Source organism: Streptococcus sp. ELY_125 (assembly GCF_058314535.1).
The window spans coordinates 96303-118037 of record NZ_JBZFUM010000003.1 but is presented as its reverse complement, the minus strand read 5'-3'; the positions used below and the strand labels follow the sequence as shown (position 1 = coordinate 118037).

Here is a 21735-nt window from a genome sequence, read left to right as displayed (position 1 = left end):
TCTTTATTTCCTTTCTCCTAATCGTAAAAATAGCGCTTTAAATTCCTCAAAGGTTTGGCAGGCTAAGATTTTAGACTGTAATTCGGACTTATCCACTAAGTCAACAATACTGTTTGCGATAATCGGCAATCCATCGTTTTCATAGACAGACATTGAGATCAGAAAAATTAGTTTGATAGCCGGATAGTCATCACTCCATCTTAAACCTTGACGAACAAGGGCAACAGCCACACGATGCTTTGTTCCAACCGCTTTCAGTGGATGAGGGACAGCAATACTATCACTGAAGACAACCGAACTCATCAACTCCCTTTGCTTAACCATCTCCTGCATTCGACTTTCAAAATGGTTTCCTTCATAATCAGAAATACTATGAATGAGCTGGGCAAGTACCTCCTTTTTTTCAGCTTTATCAAAAATAAGGAAGTATTCTTTTGCAAAAAACTCATCAAAAATCGGCTCTAGCGGAACTGTATCTTCCTCAGTGTAACGAATAAGGCGTTTCTTTTTCTGCAAACTGGCAATTTCTTGCCTAATATGATTGATTTCCTCGTCATCTAAAAATACAGATACTGTAAACACAGGGATATTAAAAATCAGGGTTGACAGGTCGATAGATGAGATAATAAAATCAACACCTCGCAGCTTTTGATCACTGATTTCATAATATCCGATAACATCAACGACGCGAACGACATTGCCCAATTCGTTTTCAATACGACTTTTGAGCATTTGGGCACTGCCATAACCTGTTGCACAGATAACGAGGATATTATACTTTTTATGCTCTTTATAGCGTTCTTTAGCTGCCATAAAATGAAGAGCGATGTAAGCCAATTCGTCTTTTGATACAGAAAACTGGCTGAAGGCCGGCATGAGCGACAAGGTCTTTTCAGCCAGTTGATACATATCTGGATATTTGTTCTCAATATCATCTGTCAGCGGATTGTCTAGAATCACTTCGTTTTCCAAGCGTATCAGCATGGTTGAGAGATGGGACATCAAACCCTCAATCAGTTGAAAATCATTCTCCACCGCGGGATTTAGTGTTTCAATAGCTGCTAGCAGCTCCTGACGAATGCGATCTTCCTGCTCCTGCACAGCATGACTAGCATTAGCCTGCTTTTTCGTTACCAAATGCAGAGTAATGTAATCAACTTCCTCGCTAGGAAAATCAATACTGGTTACCAGACTAATTCTATCAAGGATACGCTGGGCAATCTTGCGTTCATACCGATCAGCTATATCAACTGCCTCAGTGAGTTTACTGATCTTAAATCCTTCCGTAATCCGACGTATTGCTAAGGCAATGTGAATAACTAAGTTTTGAATAACATAATCGGAAAGTTTTAACTCCCCCTCTCGACATTCGTCCAAGACAATAATGGTTAGTTCTTCAAAACTAATTTTTTGGCTAAACAAATCATTATCAACATAAGTATGCAAGGTATTGACGAAACCTGAACTGATAAAGTAGTCCATGATAAAGCGTCTCTTATCGCGTTCACTACCAGTGATATAAACCCCTTTATTAGGTTTGCTTTCAATCCTTAAATGGTAGGGAATAAACTTTTCACGAATTTTCCTGAAATCACTAGACAGCGTTGAACGACTGACATAGAGCTCATCTGCTAGATCATCAAAGTAAATTTTATTCTGTTCAAAAAGCAGCTTATTCAACAAATAATTATAGCGATCATTGATATCAGAAACTTCCTTATAAGGAAGTTGGGCTAGATTCAGATGATAATCTTCCAAAAAATCAGAGAACTGCTCATCATCGGAAATGACAAGTTTATAGCCGTGTCCCTGCTTTGAGATCAGCGTTAACTTAGGATAGGAGGACAATTTATCCACCAAAGATTTGTAGTAGGTGCGTATAGTCCTATCTGAACACTCAAGCTGATCAGCCAATTCCTGACTGGTTGTATAATGATCCTTGTTCTTTATAAGAATCTGGAGAATTTGTCTTTCACGTTTATTCAGCATCAGACACTCTCCCCTCATTAGACTTAGATATTTTCTTTAACCAAGGCAGCCATCTTCTCTATTCCCATTGGGATAGGAATGTAGGCTTGCGGCGGAATTTGAACGATGGGTTTATTCTTCTTGGCAGCCGCATCAGCCAGCTGCTTAAAGTTCATTTTCGTCTGCGGACTAACCAAGTAGAGATCATAATCATCTGCTTCAATACGTTTTTGACCTTCTGGTACGCCTACCGCATCCATTTCAATATCTTCACCCTGCTCTTGCAGCATGGTCATCGTTTTTTTAGCAATCATTGAAGATGACATGCCACCTGCACAGATAATCAAAGCTTGTTTTGCCATAATATAGCACTCCTTTATTATTTAATTTCTAACTTTATTATATAACAGCGTTTTCAAGATGTGTATCGCTACTTTTTCCGTATCTCAACGGAAAAAATCTCCATGGATACGGAAAATATGAAAATAGAACTCTCTAAAATTTCCGCACAAAAAAGAGACCAACCCTTATAGCTGATCTCTTGCCTTTATAGATAGCTCCTAACACTTAAATAACCTGCCGGTAAGTGATGATAACGTTTTTAAGCTTGAGCTGATATTCCTGCATGATTAACTGCCGCAATTTAACATCATTGATAGTTGAGGCAACTACAAAACCATCCGATGTCTCATACTTTATGGATAAAATATCCATCAGTTTGGAATTTTGGCGAATATCTGGCTTATCAGTTTCCTTAAAACTAATGAAGTAGGTGCTAGCTGGTTTGCCATTTTTCCCCTGATAGGTCGGAGTGGTTATTCTTTTTCTTACCCACAAAATAAGGTAAAATATTAGGACTAGTATAGCAATGGCCAATAAACTATTCAAAATATTATTCCACATAAACATCACCTTTCTCTGACTACTTTCAGAAGCCTTTTCACATGGATTTTAGCCTTAGATTCAACAACGAGACTAACAGACTATAAGTTTTCTCCATTTGAAGCAATGACTTTCTTGTACCAATCAAAGGACAGTTTCGGCGAACGAGCGTAAGTTCCCGTACCATCATCATGCTTATCAACATAAATGAAACCATAGCGTTTACGCATTTCACCTGTTCCAGCAGAGACAAGATCAATACAGCCCCAAGGCGTGTAGCCCATGAGGTCAACACCATCTTCATCGACAGCCTTGATCATCTCCTTGATATGGGCTGTCAGATAGTCAATGCGGTAGTCATCATGCACCATACCATCTTCTGCCACTTGGTCGATAGCGCCAAAGCCATTTTCTACGATAAAGAGCGGTAGGTGATACATATCAGTAAACCAGTTGAGCGCATAGCGCAGCCCTTCTGGGTCAATTTGCCAATCCCATTCAGAGGCTTTGACATAGTTATTTTTGACCAAGTCTTCTGTTTCCAGATAGTCGTAGTGCGGATTGTTTGGCCGGTGGCTGTCAATAGCAAAGGACATGTAGTAGCTAAAGCCGATATAGTCTACTGTACCAGCCAGCAAGTCAGCCTTATCTTCTTCTGTCACATCAACTTCAATGCCTTTACGTTGCCAGTATTTAATAATGTGTTCTGGATAATAGCCATGCACGTGGACATCTGTGAAATAATAGCGTTTCTGCATAGCTTTTTGCGCCATCAGCACGTCAGATGGTTTACAAGTCGCCGGATAGATTGGGCACATGGCAATCATACAGCCGATTTGCAAATCGGGATTAATCTCGTGACCAATTTTGACCGCACGCGCAGATGCTACCAATTCATAGTGGGCAGCCTTGTACATGATGGCCTCACGGTCATCACCCTCTTTATAGACAATTCCTGAATTGGTAAAGGGTGCAAAGTCCTCTTGATAGTTGGCTTGATTATTGATTTCATTGAAGGTCATCCAGTATTTGACCTTGTCTTTGTAACGACGAAAACAAACTTCTGCAAAGCGGACAAAGAAATCAATAACCTTGCGATTAGTAAAACCACCGTATTCAGTAACAAGATGATAAGGCAATTCAAAGTGAGATAGGGTTACGACTGGTTCGATACCGTATTTGAGACATTCATCAAAAAGGTTATCGTAAAACTGCAGGCCTGCTTCATTGGGTTCAGTCTCATCTCCCTTAGGAAAGATGCGGGTCCAGGCGATGGACGTCCGGAAACACTTGAAACCCATCTCCGCAAAAAGTTTGATGTCTTCCTTGTAATGATGATAAAAGTCAATTGCTTCATGGTTAGGATAATATTTTCCCGGCAGGACTCCGTCTGTGATTTCCCGCGCCACACCATGCCGGCCTGCTGTCATGACATCAGCAACGGAAATCCCTTTACCGCCTTCCTGCCAGCCGCCTTCCAGTTGATGGGCCGCTACCGCACCGCCCCAGAGAAAATTTTCAGGTAATTTAGACATAACATTCTCCTTTTCTTATGATACTTGTCTGCCCTATTTTTAGAGCAAATATATATTCTTATATCACCTAGATTATAAGAGAAAAAATTTCAAATAGCCATACAGTTTTTTTCCGTAATTATGCGGAAAACACTTTTATTAAAAATCCTAAAAATTAAACTAAGGCAGTTAACTTTTAAAGTGTTGCTTATTTAGGATCTCAGTTCTGAAAAGTATTATTACTAATTTTTGGATTGCGCATTGAGCCACGAGAAAACATTGTCGTAAATTTGTCCATCTACTTCTGCTTTATTTCTTCCTCCGAAAGTTGAATTGCTCGGTTCAAAGCCAGATATTTCTTGGCCATTTCGGATAGTCTCTGGATCTTGCACACCTGTTACTTGATTATTGAAGTAATAAATCCATGACCAGTGACCAAGATAGTCTACACCTTTGATATCTGTTCCAGAAACTGATTCATAGTAAGAGAACCATTTATTGGTGGCTCCAGCGCCAATCAAGGCTTTATAGATGGGGAGAGAGTAGGTTTGAGGGTTGACAGTCGTATCATTAGCTGCATGGATAAACCAAATTGGAATATCTTTAATAGCATTTACTTTTTCTCTATCAAACCAAAGTTCCTCTCTTTGCACTGGAACCTCTTGTCCTGTTTGCTTATCCTTAACCTTCTTGTAGGTACCGTCTTCATTGCGCTCAAGATCATAGTAAGAGTAAGCTGTGGCACTTGGTACCAAGGCTGCAAAATAATCAGGATAATGGATAGCCATATTCATGGTCATATAACCGCCATTTGAACAACCTGAAAGATAAATGCGATTAGGATCGATATCGGGGTTTGACTTAACATACGCTTTAATAGTATCCATCAGTATTTCTGTATAGCGAGAAACACCCGCACCAGAACCGTTTGTGCCATCGCCTTCATCCATCCAATACGTAGGGGACTGAACCGCAAGAACATAGGCTCCTTTCTGCTTACCAGCGGAGAACTGCCTTTGAATATCATCACCTATCAAGGCCGTAACTTCATTACCAAGCAATTCAATACTGGTATCTGTCCCACCTTCTCCTTGACCGTTTAACCAAATAATCAAGGGATTTTTATCTTGACCTTTTAGCTTTTCAGGCTGATAAGCGGCATAATGTAAGGTAGACTTTTCTTTTTTATTTGTAAAAGAATTTTTATAAGTGCCTGTAAATTTATCTTTAACATTAAACTTATCAATTTCGGGTATTACACGATTTTTTATGGCATCAGCATTCTTAGAAAGGATACTGTCACCAATTTTGAGACCTTTAACAATGACATTATAGTGAGAAGCCCACTCATTCATAAAGGTCTCTGTGTTATAGTGAAATGGGCTAGCGACAGCGGAGAACGTTTTATCTGAGTAGTCAACATGGAGATCCAATGTAATATATTTACTCTTCTTAGTAGTCTCCTTACCCAACTTGTCAGATAAGTATACATTATCTACAGTTCGATCAACCTTAGCAGTCTGCACGGTGACCTTAGCACCATCCACTGATTTAACAGGAGTATTCAATTCAATGATTACTTTTCGCACTGCCGGCCCAAATTCATACCCTTGAATACCAATAGATAGTTTTTTAATACTTGGTTTAGTGGTATTGCTGATCGCTGAGCATCCGACAATAACCAACCCTAAGATAGTAATAATAGCTAGTTTTAAAGACCTGCGCATCTTGCACCTCCTTAATTAAATATCCTATAGTTATTATAAGAAGGACTATGTCAAATGACCATTTAGACTTTTTCCGTATCAGTAAGGAAAGCGATTTCGTTTTAATTAAACAAGCCTGCTGCAATACCAAACAATCAGTCAGATAAGACGCACAATTTCCTCAAAATTAGACACCTTTTTCGGATTTGTCCAATAATAAATCAAATTTTTTTACAGGCCAGCTCTCTAGGGACTATAATAGGACCAAAATTAAAATTGGAGGTTTTGGTCTCATGATGGATAACTTAATTGTTAAGCAACTCATAAAAAATTCATTTGATATTCCGCTGCAAGTTACCTACCCTAATGGTAAAACTGAGGTCTATAATGGTGAACATCCACGGGTCAAAATTAAATTTAATAAGAAAATCTCAGTGGCTAATCTTACCCAGAACGCTTCAATCGTTTTAGGAGAAGCTGTCATGGACGGCGATATTGAAATTGAGGGTTCTATTCAGGAATTGATTGTGTCAGCCTATCGTGCTTCTGATAGTTTTTTGAAAAATAGTAAATTTGCCCGTTTCTTACCCAAGCAATCTCATACTAAAAGTGATAGTAAATCTGATGTCCAAAGTCATTATGACATTGGGAATGACTTTTATCGTCTGTGGCTTGATAAAACAGCGACCTATTCTTGTGCTTACTTCCAACATGAAGATGATAGTTTGGAAGAAGCTCAGATCAATAAAATCCACCACATTATTAAGAAACTGAATCCGCAGCCTGGAAAAACATTATTGGATATTGGCTGTGGCTGGGGTACCCTCATGTTAACAGCCTGTGAAGAATACGGCTTGAAGGTCGCAGGCATCACACTTAGTGAAGAACAAGCTAACTATGTCAATCAGCGCATCAAGGAAAAGGGCCTAGAGGATCGAGCAAAAGTCATCCTTAAAGACTACCGCGACATCAAAGAGGGACCTTATGATTATATTACTAGCGTCGGCATGTTTGAACATGTCGGTAAAGAGAATTTAGGCCAGTATTTTGACACCATTTCTCGTTACCTTACAGAGGACGGTTTGGCACTGATTCATGGGATTACTGGCCAAGCTGGAGGAAACCATGGCAATGGCTATAATGGCTGGATTAACAAGTATATCTTTCCCGGTGGTTACATTCCTCGGCTAACTGAAAATTTGGAGCATATTTCTGATGCTGGACTTCAAGTAGCAGATATTGAATTCCTGCGTCGTCACTATCAAAAGACTCTTGAGAGGTGGACAGAGAACTTCCACAAGGCTCTGCCAGAGGTGCGGAAACTCCACGACGAGCGGTTCATCAGAATGTGGGATTTATATTTACAGGCTTGTGCCGGTTCCTTCCAAGCAGGAAATATTGATGTTGTTCAATACCTTCTATCAAAAGGAGAAACCAAGTCTACCATGCCTATGACTAGGGACTATATGTATAAATAAGCAGACAAAAAGCTGAGTCTAAGAGTTTTCCTAGACCCAGCTTTTTAATTTTAGCGCTTTTCAGACAATAATGCTTGCTTGGTTCGTGGTAATATGAAAACGAGATAACCGACAATGCCCTTTCGGCGGACTTGGTAAGGAGATTACTAGACTGAGAAAAAGTTCTGCTCCTTCGAGCTTTATCCGTTAAGTACCGGGAGGGGTGGAGCTTTTTATCTTTTATAGGTAGTCCTTATCATCTTTGCCAAGGTAGAACAATAAATTTGATAGCTAACTATACTGATTTTTATTCCACTCCCTTTTAGACATTTGTTATTTTTGTAACTGATAACTTTGCCATATACATCTTAATAACTGAACACGTCTAGGCTCTTGCGGGAAAGGATAAAATATGACTAGAAGTCCTATACTTCTTCGCCTATTTTGCCATCGAGACGTTTAACGGCTTTGTACTTTAGTTTAATTGAGCCTAGGCTAAAACCAGACGTCTTTTTTAACGCCCTTAGCACCTTAATTTAACTCTGCAATTTGATAAAGTTCAACCTCGGCAGCTGTTTCGGAGCCGAACATGCTAATCATAATTTTAGCCTTATTATTTTCGATTTCAATGACTCGGCCTTCCTGTCCCATGAAAGCTCCATCAATAATCTGTACCACATCGCCGACCTTGATATTGGTATCGATAACATCAACTGTTTGTCCCATAGATAACAGAATAGCTCGAATTTCTTCTTCTAGGAGAGGCGTTGGTTTTGAACGGTTTCCGTGAGAACCGACGAAACCAGTAACATTGGGAGTATTACGCACGACAAACCAAGCGTCATCCGTCATAACCATTTCCACAAGGACATAGCCCGGGAAACGATTCTCCTCGACTTCTTTGACCTTACCGTTTTTTTCAACGTTAACAGTTTGGGTCGGAATTTCAACACGCAGGATATTCTCCGTCATGTTGTAAGTCTGCGCTCGCTGCAAGAGATTTTCTTTAACCTTATTTTCATAACCTGAATAAGTTTGCAGGACAAACCAGCCCTTATCAAATGAATCTAGCATAATAATTTCCTTTCATAATAAAAAAGCCTTGGTAGGCCTTAATGTCCTCCTTATTATAACACAAGTTAGGATAGCCGGAAAACTTTTTCATAGGATTTTTAAAATCTCTTAAAACATGGTATACTAATGCTATCGAACTCTTTTAGGAGAATATTTTTAAGGAGACCATTTTTATGATGAATGAAAAAGAATGGGCTGAATTTTTTGAATTAGTAAACGGAAGAAAACCAGAAGCAGCTGACTATGTAAAGGCAGAAGCAGCTGGTGAGTATATTCCGGATCAGCCTAAACAGGCAGGGCAAACAGTTGATACACCTGCTGAACAGCCAACACAAATAGAGCCTGAAGGCAGTGAGCTCCAGCCAGAATCGAGTCAAGTCCAAGAAAACCAGCAACAGGAACAGCCGCCTCAACTGACTGATCAAGCACCCGTAAATAATATGACGGTTTCACAAAATAGCAATCCAGCTGTACTCAATTCTCTTGGACAACCAGTCATGCCTGCACCACAAAAGCCTAAACAGTTCCCTAACCTCTTTTATAAGGAGGGTCAAAAAGGCTGGCCAATTTGGCTTAACATCAGTATTATGGTAATTATTGCTATACTTTTGCTTACCTTGGGAATTCTAGGATTCCGAGGCCAGGAAAAGGCAGCACAAAAGAATATCGAAGGGGACTGGGAATTAGTTGAAACAGCTTACTACGATGATGGTGGTTGGGATACTTTTTCGCAGAATTCTAGGATCGTTGATAGTAAGTATAAAGAAGATACTAAAGGATTAAAGATTAATACCTTTTTGTCCAGCAAAAATGGTAACTTAGTATCCTATAACTATATAACATTCCCGCCAGCGCTACAGGATGAGTTACCAGATGATGTGTATGCCACTGCCTCTTTGGCTGACCCAGCTTTGACTTTAAATGTTAAAACCAAGGAGCATCGCATTGAGACTCGTATTGAGGATAGTAAATTCTATAACTATTATCTGGCTGATCCAGATGAACCACTCCAACTCGATGATTGGAAAGCAAAATATTTTATCAATGACAATCAACTAACCATTGTTTATTTTGAACATGGTGAACCTTACTTTAAGGAAACCTACAAATCCATGACTAAGCAAGAAGCTAAGAAAGCTAAAAACAAGGCTAAAAATGGATATGAAGCCTATCACGACCTTTTAGATGAGTACTACGGTGATGATGAGGAATACAGTGATGACAGTGACTATCGCGGCGGGGGCGAATTCCAAGCCGGATAATCCCCCCCTTCTATTATGTGTTTAAACAACGAAGATAATTTGCTTTCTCCTCGCTGATCTTCGAGGCCCTATAATTCTTGACGAGGAATTATAGGGCCTTTTTGGTGTTCAGCTTAAAACGGGGACTTAGCTTTTACCGCTATCTCCCCCTTCCAAAAGTTCCAGAGGATCTTTCGAGCTTGAAAATCGTGTGGATAGGATTCATCTTCCCTTTTTAGTTGAACCTGGTGACGATTATTACGATTTAGAAGGTAATTTTTGCCAACAGTTGGAATAAAACAACCACTGTGTCATATATAATCCAAACTTGAGATATCTTTGTTCTGACCACTTTTGCTAGTTTTTGAGTATACAAAAAGGCATCTGCAAAGCAGACACCTACAGGGAGATTCACACTATATATATCTTAGAAGGGTAGAGTCACCTGAGTAAGAAGATAGGACATTCCCCAGCGAAGAACAAAATCAAAAGCGTAGATAATTGCAGTGAAGAAAGCCGTATACTCCAAAATTGCGAAAAAGTCAATCCAGCGTTGTTTAGGAGTTGGCCAATTTGTTTGTTCTAAGATTTGAAAAATTCCAGCTAAAAATTTCACGATAATTCCCTCTCTTTTGCTAAACTGTTAGCGTGTTTCTTTGTGCAAGGTGTATTTTTGACAGTGTTTGCAATATTTATTGACCTCTAAGCGTGTCGGTTTAGGGTTACTGCTTATGCTGATTGAATAATTGCGCGAACCACATTCCGAACAGGCTAGGCTTGCTTTTTTCTGCGCCATAAGTCCTCCGTTTTAATCCCACCTATTGTAGCATGAATTAGGATTTCAATCAAGTTAATAAGTTTATCTGAGCCTAAACTATCTGATCAACTGCAGCTTAGATAAAATCAGCGACTAAATCAACAAAGAGGCTGAAACAAAAAGTCCAGCCCTTTTGAATGTATATAAAAGCATCAGACAACATAAGGGGAACAAGATCTGTTCTTACTCCTACACAGTTGGTACTTTGGCACCCACGACGTACTGTGGAGGTCCTTAACTGGAAACAACTTAGCTCTCGGGTATCCACCTTAAAATAAGAAAACAAACGCTTCGAATGATTGATTGCTTATAGATCATTTTATGTGTTATATAATTTACGAATGCTAGCTAGACTCTGGCAGATGCCTGATTCATTCCCGATTTTGCAGGCGATAGCACTAACATCATAGTGGTCTCCCTACTCTCTCGTTAATGTATCTCCATTGCGAAAAAAGATAAGATCATTTATTGGAGCCAGCCTTTGAAGGTATTCCAAGCATCCTTAGCTTTATCTACAATACCAGAATCATCGACGGCCTGACCAACCTTGTCTTTGGCATCTTCGGCCGCATCACCAATTTGATCAATAATCCCTTTAGATTCATCCGCATTGGCGCTGCTATCTTCATTATTAGCATCGTAGGTTAGATCCTGACCATCCGATAAATAGGCATTCTCTTGAGAAAATTCTGTCCCCTTGGTGTAGGGTAGAATGTAACTCGATACTTGGCTAAAGACATTGTCAGAAGTTCCATATTCATCAACAATATAATGATTTTCGTCCGTATGCTCAAAGCCCATCCACTGAGCAATGACCACATCAGGTGTATAACCGATAACCCATTCATCACTGATCAAGTTTTCGTCAAAGTTGGTTTCAGTAGTCCCTGTTTTCCCAGCCATAGTATAGCCATAGGCATTAGCACTGACAGCTGTCCCGTTGGAAAAAGTCCCCAGCATCATACTAGTCATCTTGTTGCTGACAGACTTACTAATAACGCGAGATGAAGCTTTCTTATACTCGACGACGGGCTTACCTGAGGCCGTCTCAATCTTAGTGATAAAGTGGGCTTCATTCATAACCCCACCATTAGCAAAAGTGGAGTATGCTTGAGCCATTTCTAATGGGTTAGTTGTGACACTGCCACCAAGGGCAACACCTAGGTTTTTAGGCACATTATCCATATTGAGACCAAATTTTTTACCATAATCAAAAGCCGTGCTGACTCCCATTTCGTTCAGCAGATGAACAGCTGGAATATTATAGGAATTGGCCAATGCCTGATACATAGGAACACTTTCCGTCTCAATACCGCCGTAGTTAGAAGGAGCATAACCATTATAATCCTGAACAGTATTAGGAAGCTCCTCATCAATATCATAACCTTCGGCTACAGCTGGTGAATATACAACCAGAGGCTTAATCGTTGATCCTGGACTGCGCGATGACTGAGTAGCATAGTTATAGGATCTAAAGGTGGGATCATCCGTCGAGCCGAGACGTCCAACTAGACTGCGGACACCGCCGGTCGATGGGTCGATAGCTACACTGGCAGACTGAGCTGTTGAGCCATCATAAGGTGAGGTAGGAAAATTGGCCGTTTGAGCATAGACTGTTTGCATTCCATCTTGATAGTTGGTATCCAATTCAGTGTAGATCTTATAGCCATTATTAAGAATATCTTTCTCCGATATCCCGTATTTATCAATAGCTTCGTTGACTACAGCATCAAAATAAGAGGGATAATTATACTCCTCAGCCTTGCCCGCATAGGTATCACTAAGGCGGCTGGATATATCAACGCCCCTATATGATTTTGCATCAGCTTGTGTCAAATAGCCAGCATTAACCATGTTTTGCAGGACAGTATCGCGTCGGTTGGTAGCATTATCAGCTGAATAAAGCGGATTATAAATCTCTGGGCCTTTCAACATTCCCGCCAAAGTTGCCGCTTCATCAACAGTCAAATCAGCAGCACTGGTTCCAAAATATTTCTGACTGGCATCCTCAACTCCCCATACACCATTGCCAAAGTAGGCATTGTTGAGATACATAGTTAAAATTTGGTTTTTGGAATATTTCTTATTGAGCTCTACTGCTAGGAAAAATTCCTTAGCCTTCCGCGTAACAGTCTGTTCCTGAGTCAGGTAAGCATTCTTGGCTAACTGCTGGGTAATTGTTGAGCCTCCTCCGAATTTTCCGGCAGTTAGAACAGCTAAGAAAAAGCGCTTATAATTAATACCGTGATTCTTATAGAAACTGCGATCCTCGGTTGCAATGACAGCTTTTTCTAAATCATCAGAGATAGCATCTAATTCAACATAGGTTCCCTTATTCCCCATCAGGTTACCAGCTTGCTGACCTTCTTTATCATAAATAACCGTTGAAGATTTCAAAGCATCCTGTAAGTCAGATACATTAGTTGTTTTGGCTAGATAAAAAAGATAGGCCGCTGTAAAAAGAACAAAGATACTAGCTCCAATGGCCAAAATCTTGTTAATCTGGTAGCGACGCCAAAAACGGCGAATCCAAGATTGTTTATCTGGGATGATGACCTTGAGAAAAGCGAGTTTAGGATATTTTTCAATCAGCCTGTCTAGGTGACTCTGATGGTGGCCTTGACTGCGATGGTACTCGCTTTCATGAACAGGTACTGACTCCAAGCGCTGGGTCATGCTCATTTCATCACCAGCTTGACTGTCAGACGGCTTCCTTGAAGGTTTTTCTTTATTCTTGTTTCTATTCAGCAGCTTCGTTTTCAATTGACGAGCCTGCTGTTTGATTATCTCTAAAAACTTCATAGCCCTATTATAGCAAGTTTCCTTCAAAAACCTAGAGAGAAAATGCGATTTGTGCTAAAATCAAAAGCATGAAATTCCGAATTACTCTACCGCCCTCTTTCCCCCAGACAACAGTCAAAGGATTGCTGGAGGAACACTGGTTAGTTCCCCGCAAAATACGTCACTTTCTACGGACGAAGAAGCATCTGTTTGTCAATGGAAATAGCATCAACTGGCAGAGCCCTGTTCAAGCTGGAGATTATATTGATGTGATTTTTGACCAAGACGACTACCCTAAAAAAGAAATTCCCCTAGGTCAAAAAGAGCTAGTCGACTGCTGCTATCAAGATGAACATCTGATTATCGTTAATAAACCCGAAGGAATGAAAACCCACGGCAATGCCCCTGATGAGGTGGCCTTACTCAACCATGTGTCTGCCTACGCTGGGCAAACCTGCTATGTCGTCCATCGCTTGGATAAGGAAACTAGCGGCTTGGTGCTTTTTGCTAAAAATCCTTTTGTACTACCCATTCTTAATCGATTATTAGAAGATAAAAAGATTAGTCGTCATTACTGGGCTTTGGTTCAGGGGGGATTTAGGCAAAAGAAAGTCACTTATACTGATAAGATTGGACGAGATCGACATGACCGCAGAAAGCGTATCGTTAGTCCCCAGACAGGCCAAGGGGCTATTACTCATGTCACTAAACTCAAGAGCTTTCCCAATCAGACTCTTGTTGACTGTCGGCTAGAAACTGGACGAACCCATCAAATTCGTGTCCATCTAGCCTATCACGATCATCCCCTCATTGGTGATCCACTTTATCATAGGCATCCCAAGGGGCGACTGATGCTTCACGCTTACCAGCTCAGTTTTACCCATCCCTTTACAGCAGAAATTCTGACGTTTAAAGCCAAATCAGCAAGCTTTGAACAAGGACTACACGATAGAATGAAGTAGTATCATGCTCCTTTCAAATTTCCCTAGAGAGTTTATAGTTAAAACTGTAAGAGGCTGCAAAGCCGCCGTATAGGAGAGTTAAAGCTCCTTGATTACTTGGATTCTTTTAATTTGGTAGCCTCTCCATTATTGATTATCCCTTGTAAGCTCTAATGGAAACTTCGATAGGCTAGCAGCCTGAATTATCGGAATTGGTAATGATTTTATTACTTTATTATCATAATATACATCCTATGCTAGGATATTTTGTTCCAGCACATATTTTTCATAAGATCTCTTTACAAATTTAGGAAAACAGTATATAATCATTGTATCGATAAACTAATACAAAGGAAATTACCATGAAACGAAGTGAATTAAAATCTCGAGCTAAACAAAAGCTTTCTGGCAATTGGAAATGGGCTATCGGGGTCGTTGCTATCGTTTGGCTTATTCAGATTTTTCTTCAAACGGATAGCATCCATGATATCCTAACCACAAAGGAATTGATGACTCACCATAATGGTCTTATTACTGGTATACATGTCACTTTTTATGCTTCACCTTTGGTACAAACCGGCGGCCTATTCCTTGGCTTGATTGCTGCCAGTACTATTCTAGGCTTTCTTCATTTGATTGATAATCGTAAGGACGAAAATATTCTTGCCAGCGTCTTCGCAGGATTTACAGAAGGTCGTATTTGGTCCTTTATTCTGACTTGGATTCTTCAATATATCTTCATACTACTTTGGACTTTGCTCCTCATTATCCCTGGCATCATCAAAGCTTACTCTTATGCTATGTCTATCTATATCGTTGATGATCTTAAACGACAAGGAAAAAAACTAACAGCTACCGAAGCCATCACCAGATCCAAGCATTTGATGAAGGGACACAAATGGGAACTTTTCGTCCTTGATCTCAGTTTTCTTGGTTGGTGGCTCTTAGCAACCCTAACCCTTGGAATCGGCTATCTCTGGCTCTACCCTTACATCCTAGCGACACATGCTGAGTTCTACCGGACTCTCATTGGTCAAAATCCAGCTGCTCTAACGGATTAAAAGCTACTCCCATATTGAAAAGAAAAAACGGAAGGTTCAGATGAGCCTTCCATTTTTATAAGTTAGTGAGGAATATAATTCATTCATCATAGCAAGCCAGCCTAATCTTTCAGCCAATTATGATAGCTAGAAAGCCTTTAACGTTACAGTACAAAAAAGAGACAGCTGATAACACTGTCTCTTTAGAGTTAGCAAGAAGAGTCTGGGACAAAAATCCAGATCCATTAGCATTATCCTAGATTTACCAGATCGACGCAGTGGTTGGGAGTAAGACTTGTTGGTATAGCCAACAAGTCTTACTCCCACACAGTTCATTAGGTGCTTTATCTTCAATGAACCGCTGCTGATTGGCGGTCCTTATCTTGGGGCGCTTCCCTATCTTTAGGCGACTCCTTAAACAGTCCACTGGACTGTTTAACTACCACCTAAGTGATAGCTCCAACAGTCTGGGGATAGACTGCCAAAGCCTGCCACCTAAAAACAGGAAAGTGGCAGAGCCCTGAGCCTTAAAATAAGAGAGCGAGGAAAATCAAAATCGTGATTTTACCTCGATTTACTGATTGAGTCCCACTCTCTTAACCAGCCAGCTCCTTTGCTACTTAGATAGGTTGTCTCTATTACATCATGCCACCCATCATACCTGGATCCATAGCTGGTGCTGCCGGTGCTGATGACTCTTCTGGGTGATCAGCGACAACAGCTTCAGTTGTTAGAATGAGGCTAGCAACAGAAGCTGCATTTTGCAGGGCCGAACGGCTAACTTTGACAGGATCGATGATTCCTGCTTCAACCATATCTACCCAGCTTCCATCGGCTGCATTAAAGCCTGTACCAACAGCGCTAGCTTTAAGTTTTTCGATGATAACGGAACCTTCATAGCCAGCGTTACGGGCAATTTGACGAACGGGTTCTTCAAGCGCACGCAGAACAATGTTACGGCCAGTTGCTTCATCCCCCTTCACATCAAGAGAGGCAACTTTTTCAATGACATTAACAAGGGCTGTACCACCACCGGCAACGATACCTTCTTCAACAGCAGCGCGAGTTGCATTAAGGGCATCTTCAATGCGGAGTTTCATTTCTTTTAATTCGGTTTCAGTCGCAGCACCAACCTTGATAACTGCAACACCACCAGATAATTTTGCCAACCGTTCTTGCAACTTTTCACGATCAAAGTCTGATGTTGTTGTTTCTAATTGTGATTTGATCAAGTTGACACGCTCTGTAATGGCAGAGGCTTCGCCAGCTCCTTCAACAATCACTGTTGAATCTTTGTCAATAGTGATTTTAGCAGCCTGACCAAGAGAAGCGATGCTGGCATCCTTGAGTTCCAGACCGAGGTCTTCGGTAATGACAGTACCACCAGTCAAAACAGCAATATCTTCCAACATAGCCTTGCGGCGATCACCAAAACCTGGTGCTTTAACCGCAACAACATTAAAGGTTCCGCGAATCTTATTTAGAACCAATGTAGGTAAAGCTTCTCCATCAACATCGTCTGCGATAATCAAGAGCGGGCGGCTGGTTTTAAGTACTTCTTCTAAAAGAGGAAGAACATCTTGGATATTTGAAATTTTCTTATCGGTAATCAAGATATAAGGATTATCCAGATCAGCAACCATCTTTTCATTATCGGTTACCATGTATTGAGAAAGGTAACCGCGATCAAATTGCATCCCTTCAACAACGTCCAATTCAGTTTCCATACCACGGGACTCTTCAATGGTGATGACACCGTCATTGCCAACTTTTTCCATAGCTTCTGAAATGTATTCACCAACTTTTTCAGAACGTGAAGATACAGCAGCAACTTGCGCAATAGCTTCTTTACCAGAAACTGGTTGAGCGATAGCTTTTAAGCCTTCAACAGCTGTTGCAACAGCTCTTTCGATACCGCGACGGATACCGATTGGGTTAGCTCCTGCTGTTACATTTTTAAGCCCTTCGCGAACGATGGCTTGGGTTAAAACAGTGGCTGTAGTTGTTCCGTCACCTGCAATATCATTAGTTTTTGAAGCAACTTCTGAAACTAATTTGGCCCCCATGTTTTCAAAATGGTCTTCTAGTTCGATTTCCTTAGCAATAGTTACACCGTCATTCGTAATCAAGGGTGAACCAAAGGATTTTTCCAAAACAACATTACGACCTTTAGGGCCAAGCGTTACCTTAACAGTATCTGCCAGCGCATCAACCCCGCGCACCATAGCAGAACGGGCATCGGCTGAAAATTTAATATCTTTTGCCATAATAGTTACTTTCCTACTTTCTAAAGTTTCTATTTATAAAATTATTACAGACATGGGGCAGCTAGCCGATTAGGCTAATACAGCTAAAATATCTGCTTCACGAATGATTGAGACCTTGTCATCACCGTCTTTGACGTCAAGACCAGCTCCATTTTCAACGAGTACTTTATCACCCGCAGAAACGCTTGGAGCAACGAGTTCTCCTGTCAAGGTGCGACTACCCTGACCAACGGCTACAACAGTCGCTGTTTTAGTGGCTTCATGAGAGCCGCCTGCTAAAACAAAACCACTTGCTGTCGTTTCTTCTACTTCTTCAAATTTTACAACAATACGATCACCTAATGGCTTCAACATAATAAACCTCCAATATTTTTTAGCACTCTAATATCTTGAGTGCTAATTACACTTATCATTGTATCATTTGGTCAAAAATAGTCAAGAAAAAACTCTGTCTTCCGACAAAGTTTTTGTTTTATTTTGCTTTTGCCCGAGTCATCTTTTCTTCAAAGTCATCGATAACTTTTTGGACATTAAGGCGCCCCTTGTAAATACCGTAGCCAAAGAGCAGCATTCCTAATACTCCCAAGATAATCAGGACAATACCGATAATACGAACGACGAGATATGCTGAAAGCAGATAAACTAAGATGATACCAATGCTAGCGATGAGAAACATCAGCGTAAACCAACGTCCTAGATTTTCAATCATATGCTTTTGGTAGGCAATCTCCTTCTCATAACCGGTGATAAATTCTTTTTCTGTCAGCATAAGCGCTCCATTTTTTGATTTAGTATTTTAATCCTGGATCGAAGAAGCCTGTCAGGACACCAACAAGAGCAAGAACTACTAAGAGCAGCATAACTTTAATTGGCGACATATTTTTCTTAGCCATCAACCACCAGCAGAAAACGGTAATTAAAGCTGTTAACAAGCCTGGATAAACACCATCCAACTGGTCTTGCAACACTAAGAAAGCTTTTCCAGAAGAATTCTTCAATTCAAAGGCTGTTTTAATAGGAACCCAAGTTGCAGCTACAGCACCGACAACCATACCACCAACAATAGCTACGGCTTTACGGATAGCTTGTCCTTGGGGGCCAACCAAAACTTCAACTGCCTTATCCCCAAGTTCATAACCCTTGAAGTAGGCAAAACGCATACCAAAGTAGGCTAAGAGATTCCAAACCACAATATAGAATATCGCACCGACCGGCGAACCGCCAGTTGACAAGCCAAGGGCAATCCCTAAGATAATTGGAATCAAAGTACCGACAACAAGGGAATCACCGATACCAGCAACGGGTCCCATCAAACCAGCACGTAGACCATTGATAGTTTCATCATCAACACCATCTGAACCATTCGCACGAGCTTCTTCCAAGCCAGCTGTTACCCCAACAATAAGGGAACCAAGTTGTGGTTCTGTATTGAAGAAGGCCGTATAGGTCTGCATAGAACGCGCTTTATCATCTTCATTATCGTAAAGCTCTTCAACGATTGGCAGCATAGAGGTTAGGTAACCAAAGGTCTGCATATGCTCTTGTGAGAAGCAGGTTAAGTTCCCATAATACCAATGATGGAAGGATTTAGTTAGTGTTTTCTTTGAAATTTTCTTTTGAGCCATCTTAGATATCCTCCTCATCGTCATCAAATTCTAGATTATCTGCACCAGCTACTGCTGTAGCCTTAGCGTTTTTAGCCATTTCTAGTTCATAGAACAAGACCGCAAAGATAAGGGAAATGACTGCACATGATACCAAGTTCAATCCCAATGATGCTGCAAGGGTAAATCCAACAAAGAATGGGATAAAGTCAACTGCCTTATCAACAATTTGTTTCAAAAGAATAGCAATCCCTACACATGGGAGCAAGGAACCTACCGTAAAGAGGGTCTTCATCGGAATACCGTCCAGTGGCAGTGCTTCTTTCAACGCCGTAACTGCGCTTGCTCCTAGTTTACACATAATTAGCGTCGGAATGAATGAAAAGATGATATGGGAGACCCAAGGAAGGCCCCAGTCTACTGCGTACAGTTTTTTATAATCTCTCTTTTCAACAGCTCTCCAGCCGATGTGCTGCCATACCAGGTTCATAGTAGCTGTTCCGTAGAAAAGCACGGTACCAATAGTACCTACCAAGGTTCCCATTGATTTTGCAAGATTAGCTGCATCAGCTGAATTAGCTGACAGTCCTTGTGAGTGAATAGCAACCATCGCCAAAGGAATACCAATATAAGATACCGCACGAACATCAGCTGATACAGTACCACCAGGTGTTACCAAGGCGATGTAAACAAGCTGCATAGCAACCCCACAAACGATACCTGTTTTAAGGTCTCCAAGAATCAGGCCACAGACCAGACCTCCGACTAAGGGACGACCTAAAGTGTAGTTACCAATGGTGGTACCACCTAGGCCAGGCATGGAAGACAAACAGGCAAACAAGCCAAGAATGGCTGCTTGTAACCAAGAAATTGTCATAATATTTCTCCTTTATTTAAGATACTAAGAGCGTCAGCGAGCAAAGGCAAAATAGCAGGTTCGACGAAGAGTCGCAAGACTCTAGGAGAAGCTGTCTTTTTGACACAGATCGCAGCTCGTGTTCAATTAGCAAGATACAAAGGGCATGAAGAAATCCGTATAAAAATAGGAAACGGACGCTGTGTCGTAAGGACACAAGGACGTTTATCTTTTTTACTAGGATTTTAGCCCGTGTTCAGTTAACAAGATACTAAGACGTTACGAGAAAACTGGCGACAATCGCCTTTCTCTTTATCACCAGACAAAACTGCTTATAGGCAGTTTCTACAAAGTTAGTAAGGTAGATAGGTAAGCCATCATAACGATTGCCGTAGTTTACCCAGTGTTTTAAAACCTAGACAAGCCTTCTACGTTAATAACCAAATTGTGATTTAAAGTCTGACCAGTAGCCGATAGAAACATCTGGTAGGAGCTGGAATTTCACCTTGTAACCAGCTTTCTCAATCTCTTCAATAGCATCGGCCTCTTCTTGAGTGATTGACTGGTTGTTACCAAGTTTGGCAGCACCGGGGCGATCATTAGCTGGACCGACAATAATTTCTTTAATATCATCTGGTACAAAGCCTTGATCCACCAAAATTTCCTTCATATCGATAGGATTCTTAGCGATAAGGAAGTAGCGGCTGTCAGAATCTGTTACTTTTTTAGATTTTTGCGCAAAAGCTTCTTTGGTCCAAACAAAAGTTTTCTTATCCGATGCTCCCTTGTAAGCTTGGATTAATACCTTATTATTGGCAGCTGCGTCATTTACCGCAATCAACCCATCGCATGGGTACTCTTTTGCCCAACGTGTTACAGTTTGACCGTGAATCATACGGTCATCGATACGAACAAATGAAATTGACATGTTCTTCTCTCCTCTTAAAATAAATTTAGCCTAAGGCTAGTTATAATTACAATAAAATGGTTAGCAAAATTGCTAAATATAGCATTTTTACCAGCTAGAAAGACTTGAAGTTGACCATCAAGCACTACTAACTAAATGTCATCATCGTCGTCAGCATCATCATCACCAGATACTTGGAATTGCTGAAGAGCTGTTGAAGCTTCCGATAGAATATTTTCTGCCAGAGCTTCCCCTTCCAGCATATCCTTCATGACAACAGCTGTTAGAGCGGCTGTTAAGTTCATTCCGCCAATGACCAGCGCTGTATCCAATTTTCCTTTTTCGGCCAAAACATTTAGGAATGTTGTCAGGGGACTACCGCCGACAATATCCGCTAGGACAACAAACTCATCCTGCTCATTTGTCTGAGCTTCCAAGCCTTCCTTGATTTGACTAGCAAAGTCATCAACTGACTTACCATTCTGCAGACCAAAAGCTAGAACTTGATCAATCTTATCGCCAGCAAACATGGCCAACGAGGTTTTCAATCCCTCGGCCAAGCCACCGTGACTGACTAACACCAGATACTTCATAAGACCCTCCTTTTATTGTCTTTATTTTACAAAAATTGGAAACGCTTTTACATTGTTGTTTGTCATATCATACGATTAACACTTGTC

Annotated in this window: 20 protein-coding genes; 4 read left to right on the top strand and 16 right to left on the bottom strand. The window is 40.7% G+C overall.

Annotated elements, in window-relative coordinates:
• Positions 1-3: 3 nt before the first annotated feature.
• The 5 genes from AC4HAL_RS02365 to AC4HAL_RS02345 form a co-directional block, all read right to left on the bottom strand.
• Positions 4-1989, bottom strand: a complete 1986-nt coding sequence (locus AC4HAL_RS02365; RefSeq protein ID WP_491092804.1) for a BglG family transcription antiterminator — start codon at positions 1987-1989, stop codon at positions 4-6.
• A 23-nt stretch (positions 1990-2012) separates the two neighbouring features.
• Complete coding sequence (locus AC4HAL_RS02360) at positions 2013-2330, bottom strand: PTS cellobiose transporter subunit IIB (RefSeq protein ID WP_447452954.1); 318 nt, start codon at positions 2328-2330, stop codon at positions 2013-2015.
• A gap of 205 nt (positions 2331-2535) precedes the next feature.
• The gene (locus AC4HAL_RS02355) at positions 2536-2871 is read right to left on the bottom strand and encodes a hypothetical protein (RefSeq protein ID WP_491092803.1); all 336 of its coding nucleotides are present in this window, start codon (positions 2869-2871) and stop codon (positions 2536-2538) included.
• 80 nt (positions 2872-2951) lie between these two features.
• Complete coding sequence (locus AC4HAL_RS02350; RefSeq protein ID WP_491092802.1) at positions 2952-4385, bottom strand: 6-phospho-beta-glucosidase; 1434 nt, start codon at positions 4383-4385, stop codon at positions 2952-2954.
• Between the two features lie 221 nt (positions 4386-4606).
• The gene (locus AC4HAL_RS02345) at positions 4607-6091 is read right to left on the bottom strand and encodes a prolyl oligopeptidase family serine peptidase (protein WP_491092801.1); all 1485 of its coding nucleotides are present in this window, start codon (positions 6089-6091) and stop codon (positions 4607-4609) included.
• A gap of 272 nt (positions 6092-6363) precedes the next feature.
• Here AC4HAL_RS02345 and AC4HAL_RS02340 point away from each other — a divergent pair, with 272 nt between their 5' ends.
• Positions 6364-7548, top strand: coding sequence for a class I SAM-dependent methyltransferase (locus tag AC4HAL_RS02340; protein WP_491092800.1), 1185 nt, complete (start codon positions 6364-6366; stop codon positions 7546-7548).
• 510 nt (positions 7549-8058) lie between these two features.
• On the opposite strand, the gene nusG is transcribed toward AC4HAL_RS02340, so the two are convergent.
• Positions 8059-8601 carry a transcription termination/antitermination protein NusG gene (nusG, locus tag AC4HAL_RS02335; RefSeq protein ID WP_447452959.1) on the bottom strand — a complete coding sequence of 181 codons (543 nt, stop codon included), beginning with the start codon at positions 8599-8601 and terminating at the stop codon, positions 8059-8061.
• A 173-nt stretch (positions 8602-8774) separates the two neighbouring features.
• Here nusG and AC4HAL_RS02330 point away from each other — a divergent pair, with 173 nt between their 5' ends.
• Positions 8775-9863, top strand: a complete 1089-nt coding sequence (locus AC4HAL_RS02330; RefSeq protein WP_491092799.1) for a hypothetical protein — start codon at positions 8775-8777, stop codon at positions 9861-9863.
• A 406-nt stretch (positions 9864-10269) separates the two neighbouring features.
• Here the strand turns inward: AC4HAL_RS02330 and secE are convergent, their stop codons facing one another.
• The 3 genes from secE to pbp2a form a co-directional block, all read right to left on the bottom strand.
• A complete protein-coding gene (secE, locus tag AC4HAL_RS02325; RefSeq protein ID WP_447452961.1) occupies positions 10270-10458 on the bottom strand; it encodes a preprotein translocase subunit SecE in 189 nt (62 codons plus the stop codon).
• 27 nt (positions 10459-10485) lie between these two features.
• The gene (gene rpmG, locus AC4HAL_RS02320; protein ID WP_447452962.1) at positions 10486-10638 is read right to left on the bottom strand and encodes a 50S ribosomal protein L33; all 153 of its coding nucleotides are present in this window, start codon (positions 10636-10638) and stop codon (positions 10486-10488) included.
• 486 nt (positions 10639-11124) lie between these two features.
• Positions 11125-13461 (bottom strand): penicillin-binding protein PBP2A, encoded by a 2337-nt coding sequence (gene pbp2a / locus AC4HAL_RS02315; RefSeq protein ID WP_491092798.1) that lies wholly within the window; start codon positions 13459-13461, stop codon positions 11125-11127.
• A 68-nt stretch (positions 13462-13529) separates the two neighbouring features.
• Between pbp2a and AC4HAL_RS02310 the strand changes: the two genes are divergently transcribed.
• Positions 13530-14402 (top strand): RluA family pseudouridine synthase, encoded by an 873-nt coding sequence (locus AC4HAL_RS02310; RefSeq protein ID WP_491092797.1) that lies wholly within the window; start codon positions 13530-13532, stop codon positions 14400-14402.
• Between the two features lie 341 nt (positions 14403-14743).
• Entirely contained in the window at positions 14744-15442 is a 699-nt protein-coding gene (locus AC4HAL_RS02305) for a DUF975 family protein (protein ID WP_491092796.1), read from the top strand.
• Between the two features lie 617 nt (positions 15443-16059).
• Here AC4HAL_RS02305 and groL read toward each other — a convergent pair.
• The 7 genes from groL to AC4HAL_RS02270 all read right to left on the bottom strand — a co-directional run bounded on the left by groL (position 16060) and on the right by AC4HAL_RS02270 (position 21648).
• Positions 16060-17688, bottom strand: coding sequence for a chaperonin GroEL (groL, locus tag AC4HAL_RS02300; protein WP_491092795.1), 1629 nt, complete (start codon positions 17686-17688; stop codon positions 16060-16062).
• 69 nt (positions 17689-17757) lie between these two features.
• The gene (gene groES / locus AC4HAL_RS02295; protein WP_447452458.1) at positions 17758-18042 is read right to left on the bottom strand and encodes a co-chaperone GroES; all 285 of its coding nucleotides are present in this window, start codon (positions 18040-18042) and stop codon (positions 17758-17760) included.
• A 118-nt stretch (positions 18043-18160) separates the two neighbouring features.
• Positions 18161-18457: a DUF202 domain-containing protein gene (locus tag AC4HAL_RS02290; RefSeq protein ID WP_447452459.1), complete on the bottom strand. Its 297-nt coding sequence runs from the start codon at positions 18455-18457 to the stop codon at positions 18161-18163.
• A 19-nt stretch (positions 18458-18476) separates the two neighbouring features.
• A complete protein-coding gene (locus tag AC4HAL_RS02285; protein ID WP_491092794.1) occupies positions 18477-19313 on the bottom strand; it encodes a PTS system mannose/fructose/sorbose family transporter subunit IID in 837 nt (278 codons plus the stop codon).
• A 1-nt stretch (position 19314) separates the two neighbouring features.
• Entirely contained in the window at positions 19315-20169 is an 855-nt protein-coding gene (locus AC4HAL_RS02280; protein ID WP_447452461.1) for a PTS mannose/fructose/sorbose/N-acetylgalactosamine transporter subunit IIC, read from the bottom strand.
• 412 nt (positions 20170-20581) lie between these two features.
• Positions 20582-21076, bottom strand: coding sequence for a PTS sugar transporter subunit IIB (locus AC4HAL_RS02275; RefSeq protein WP_491092793.1), 495 nt, complete (start codon positions 21074-21076; stop codon positions 20582-20584).
• Between the two features lie 131 nt (positions 21077-21207).
• Complete coding sequence (locus AC4HAL_RS02270; protein ID WP_491092792.1) at positions 21208-21648, bottom strand: PTS sugar transporter subunit IIA; 441 nt, start codon at positions 21646-21648, stop codon at positions 21208-21210.
• Between the last annotated feature and the right edge of the window lie 87 nt (positions 21649-21735).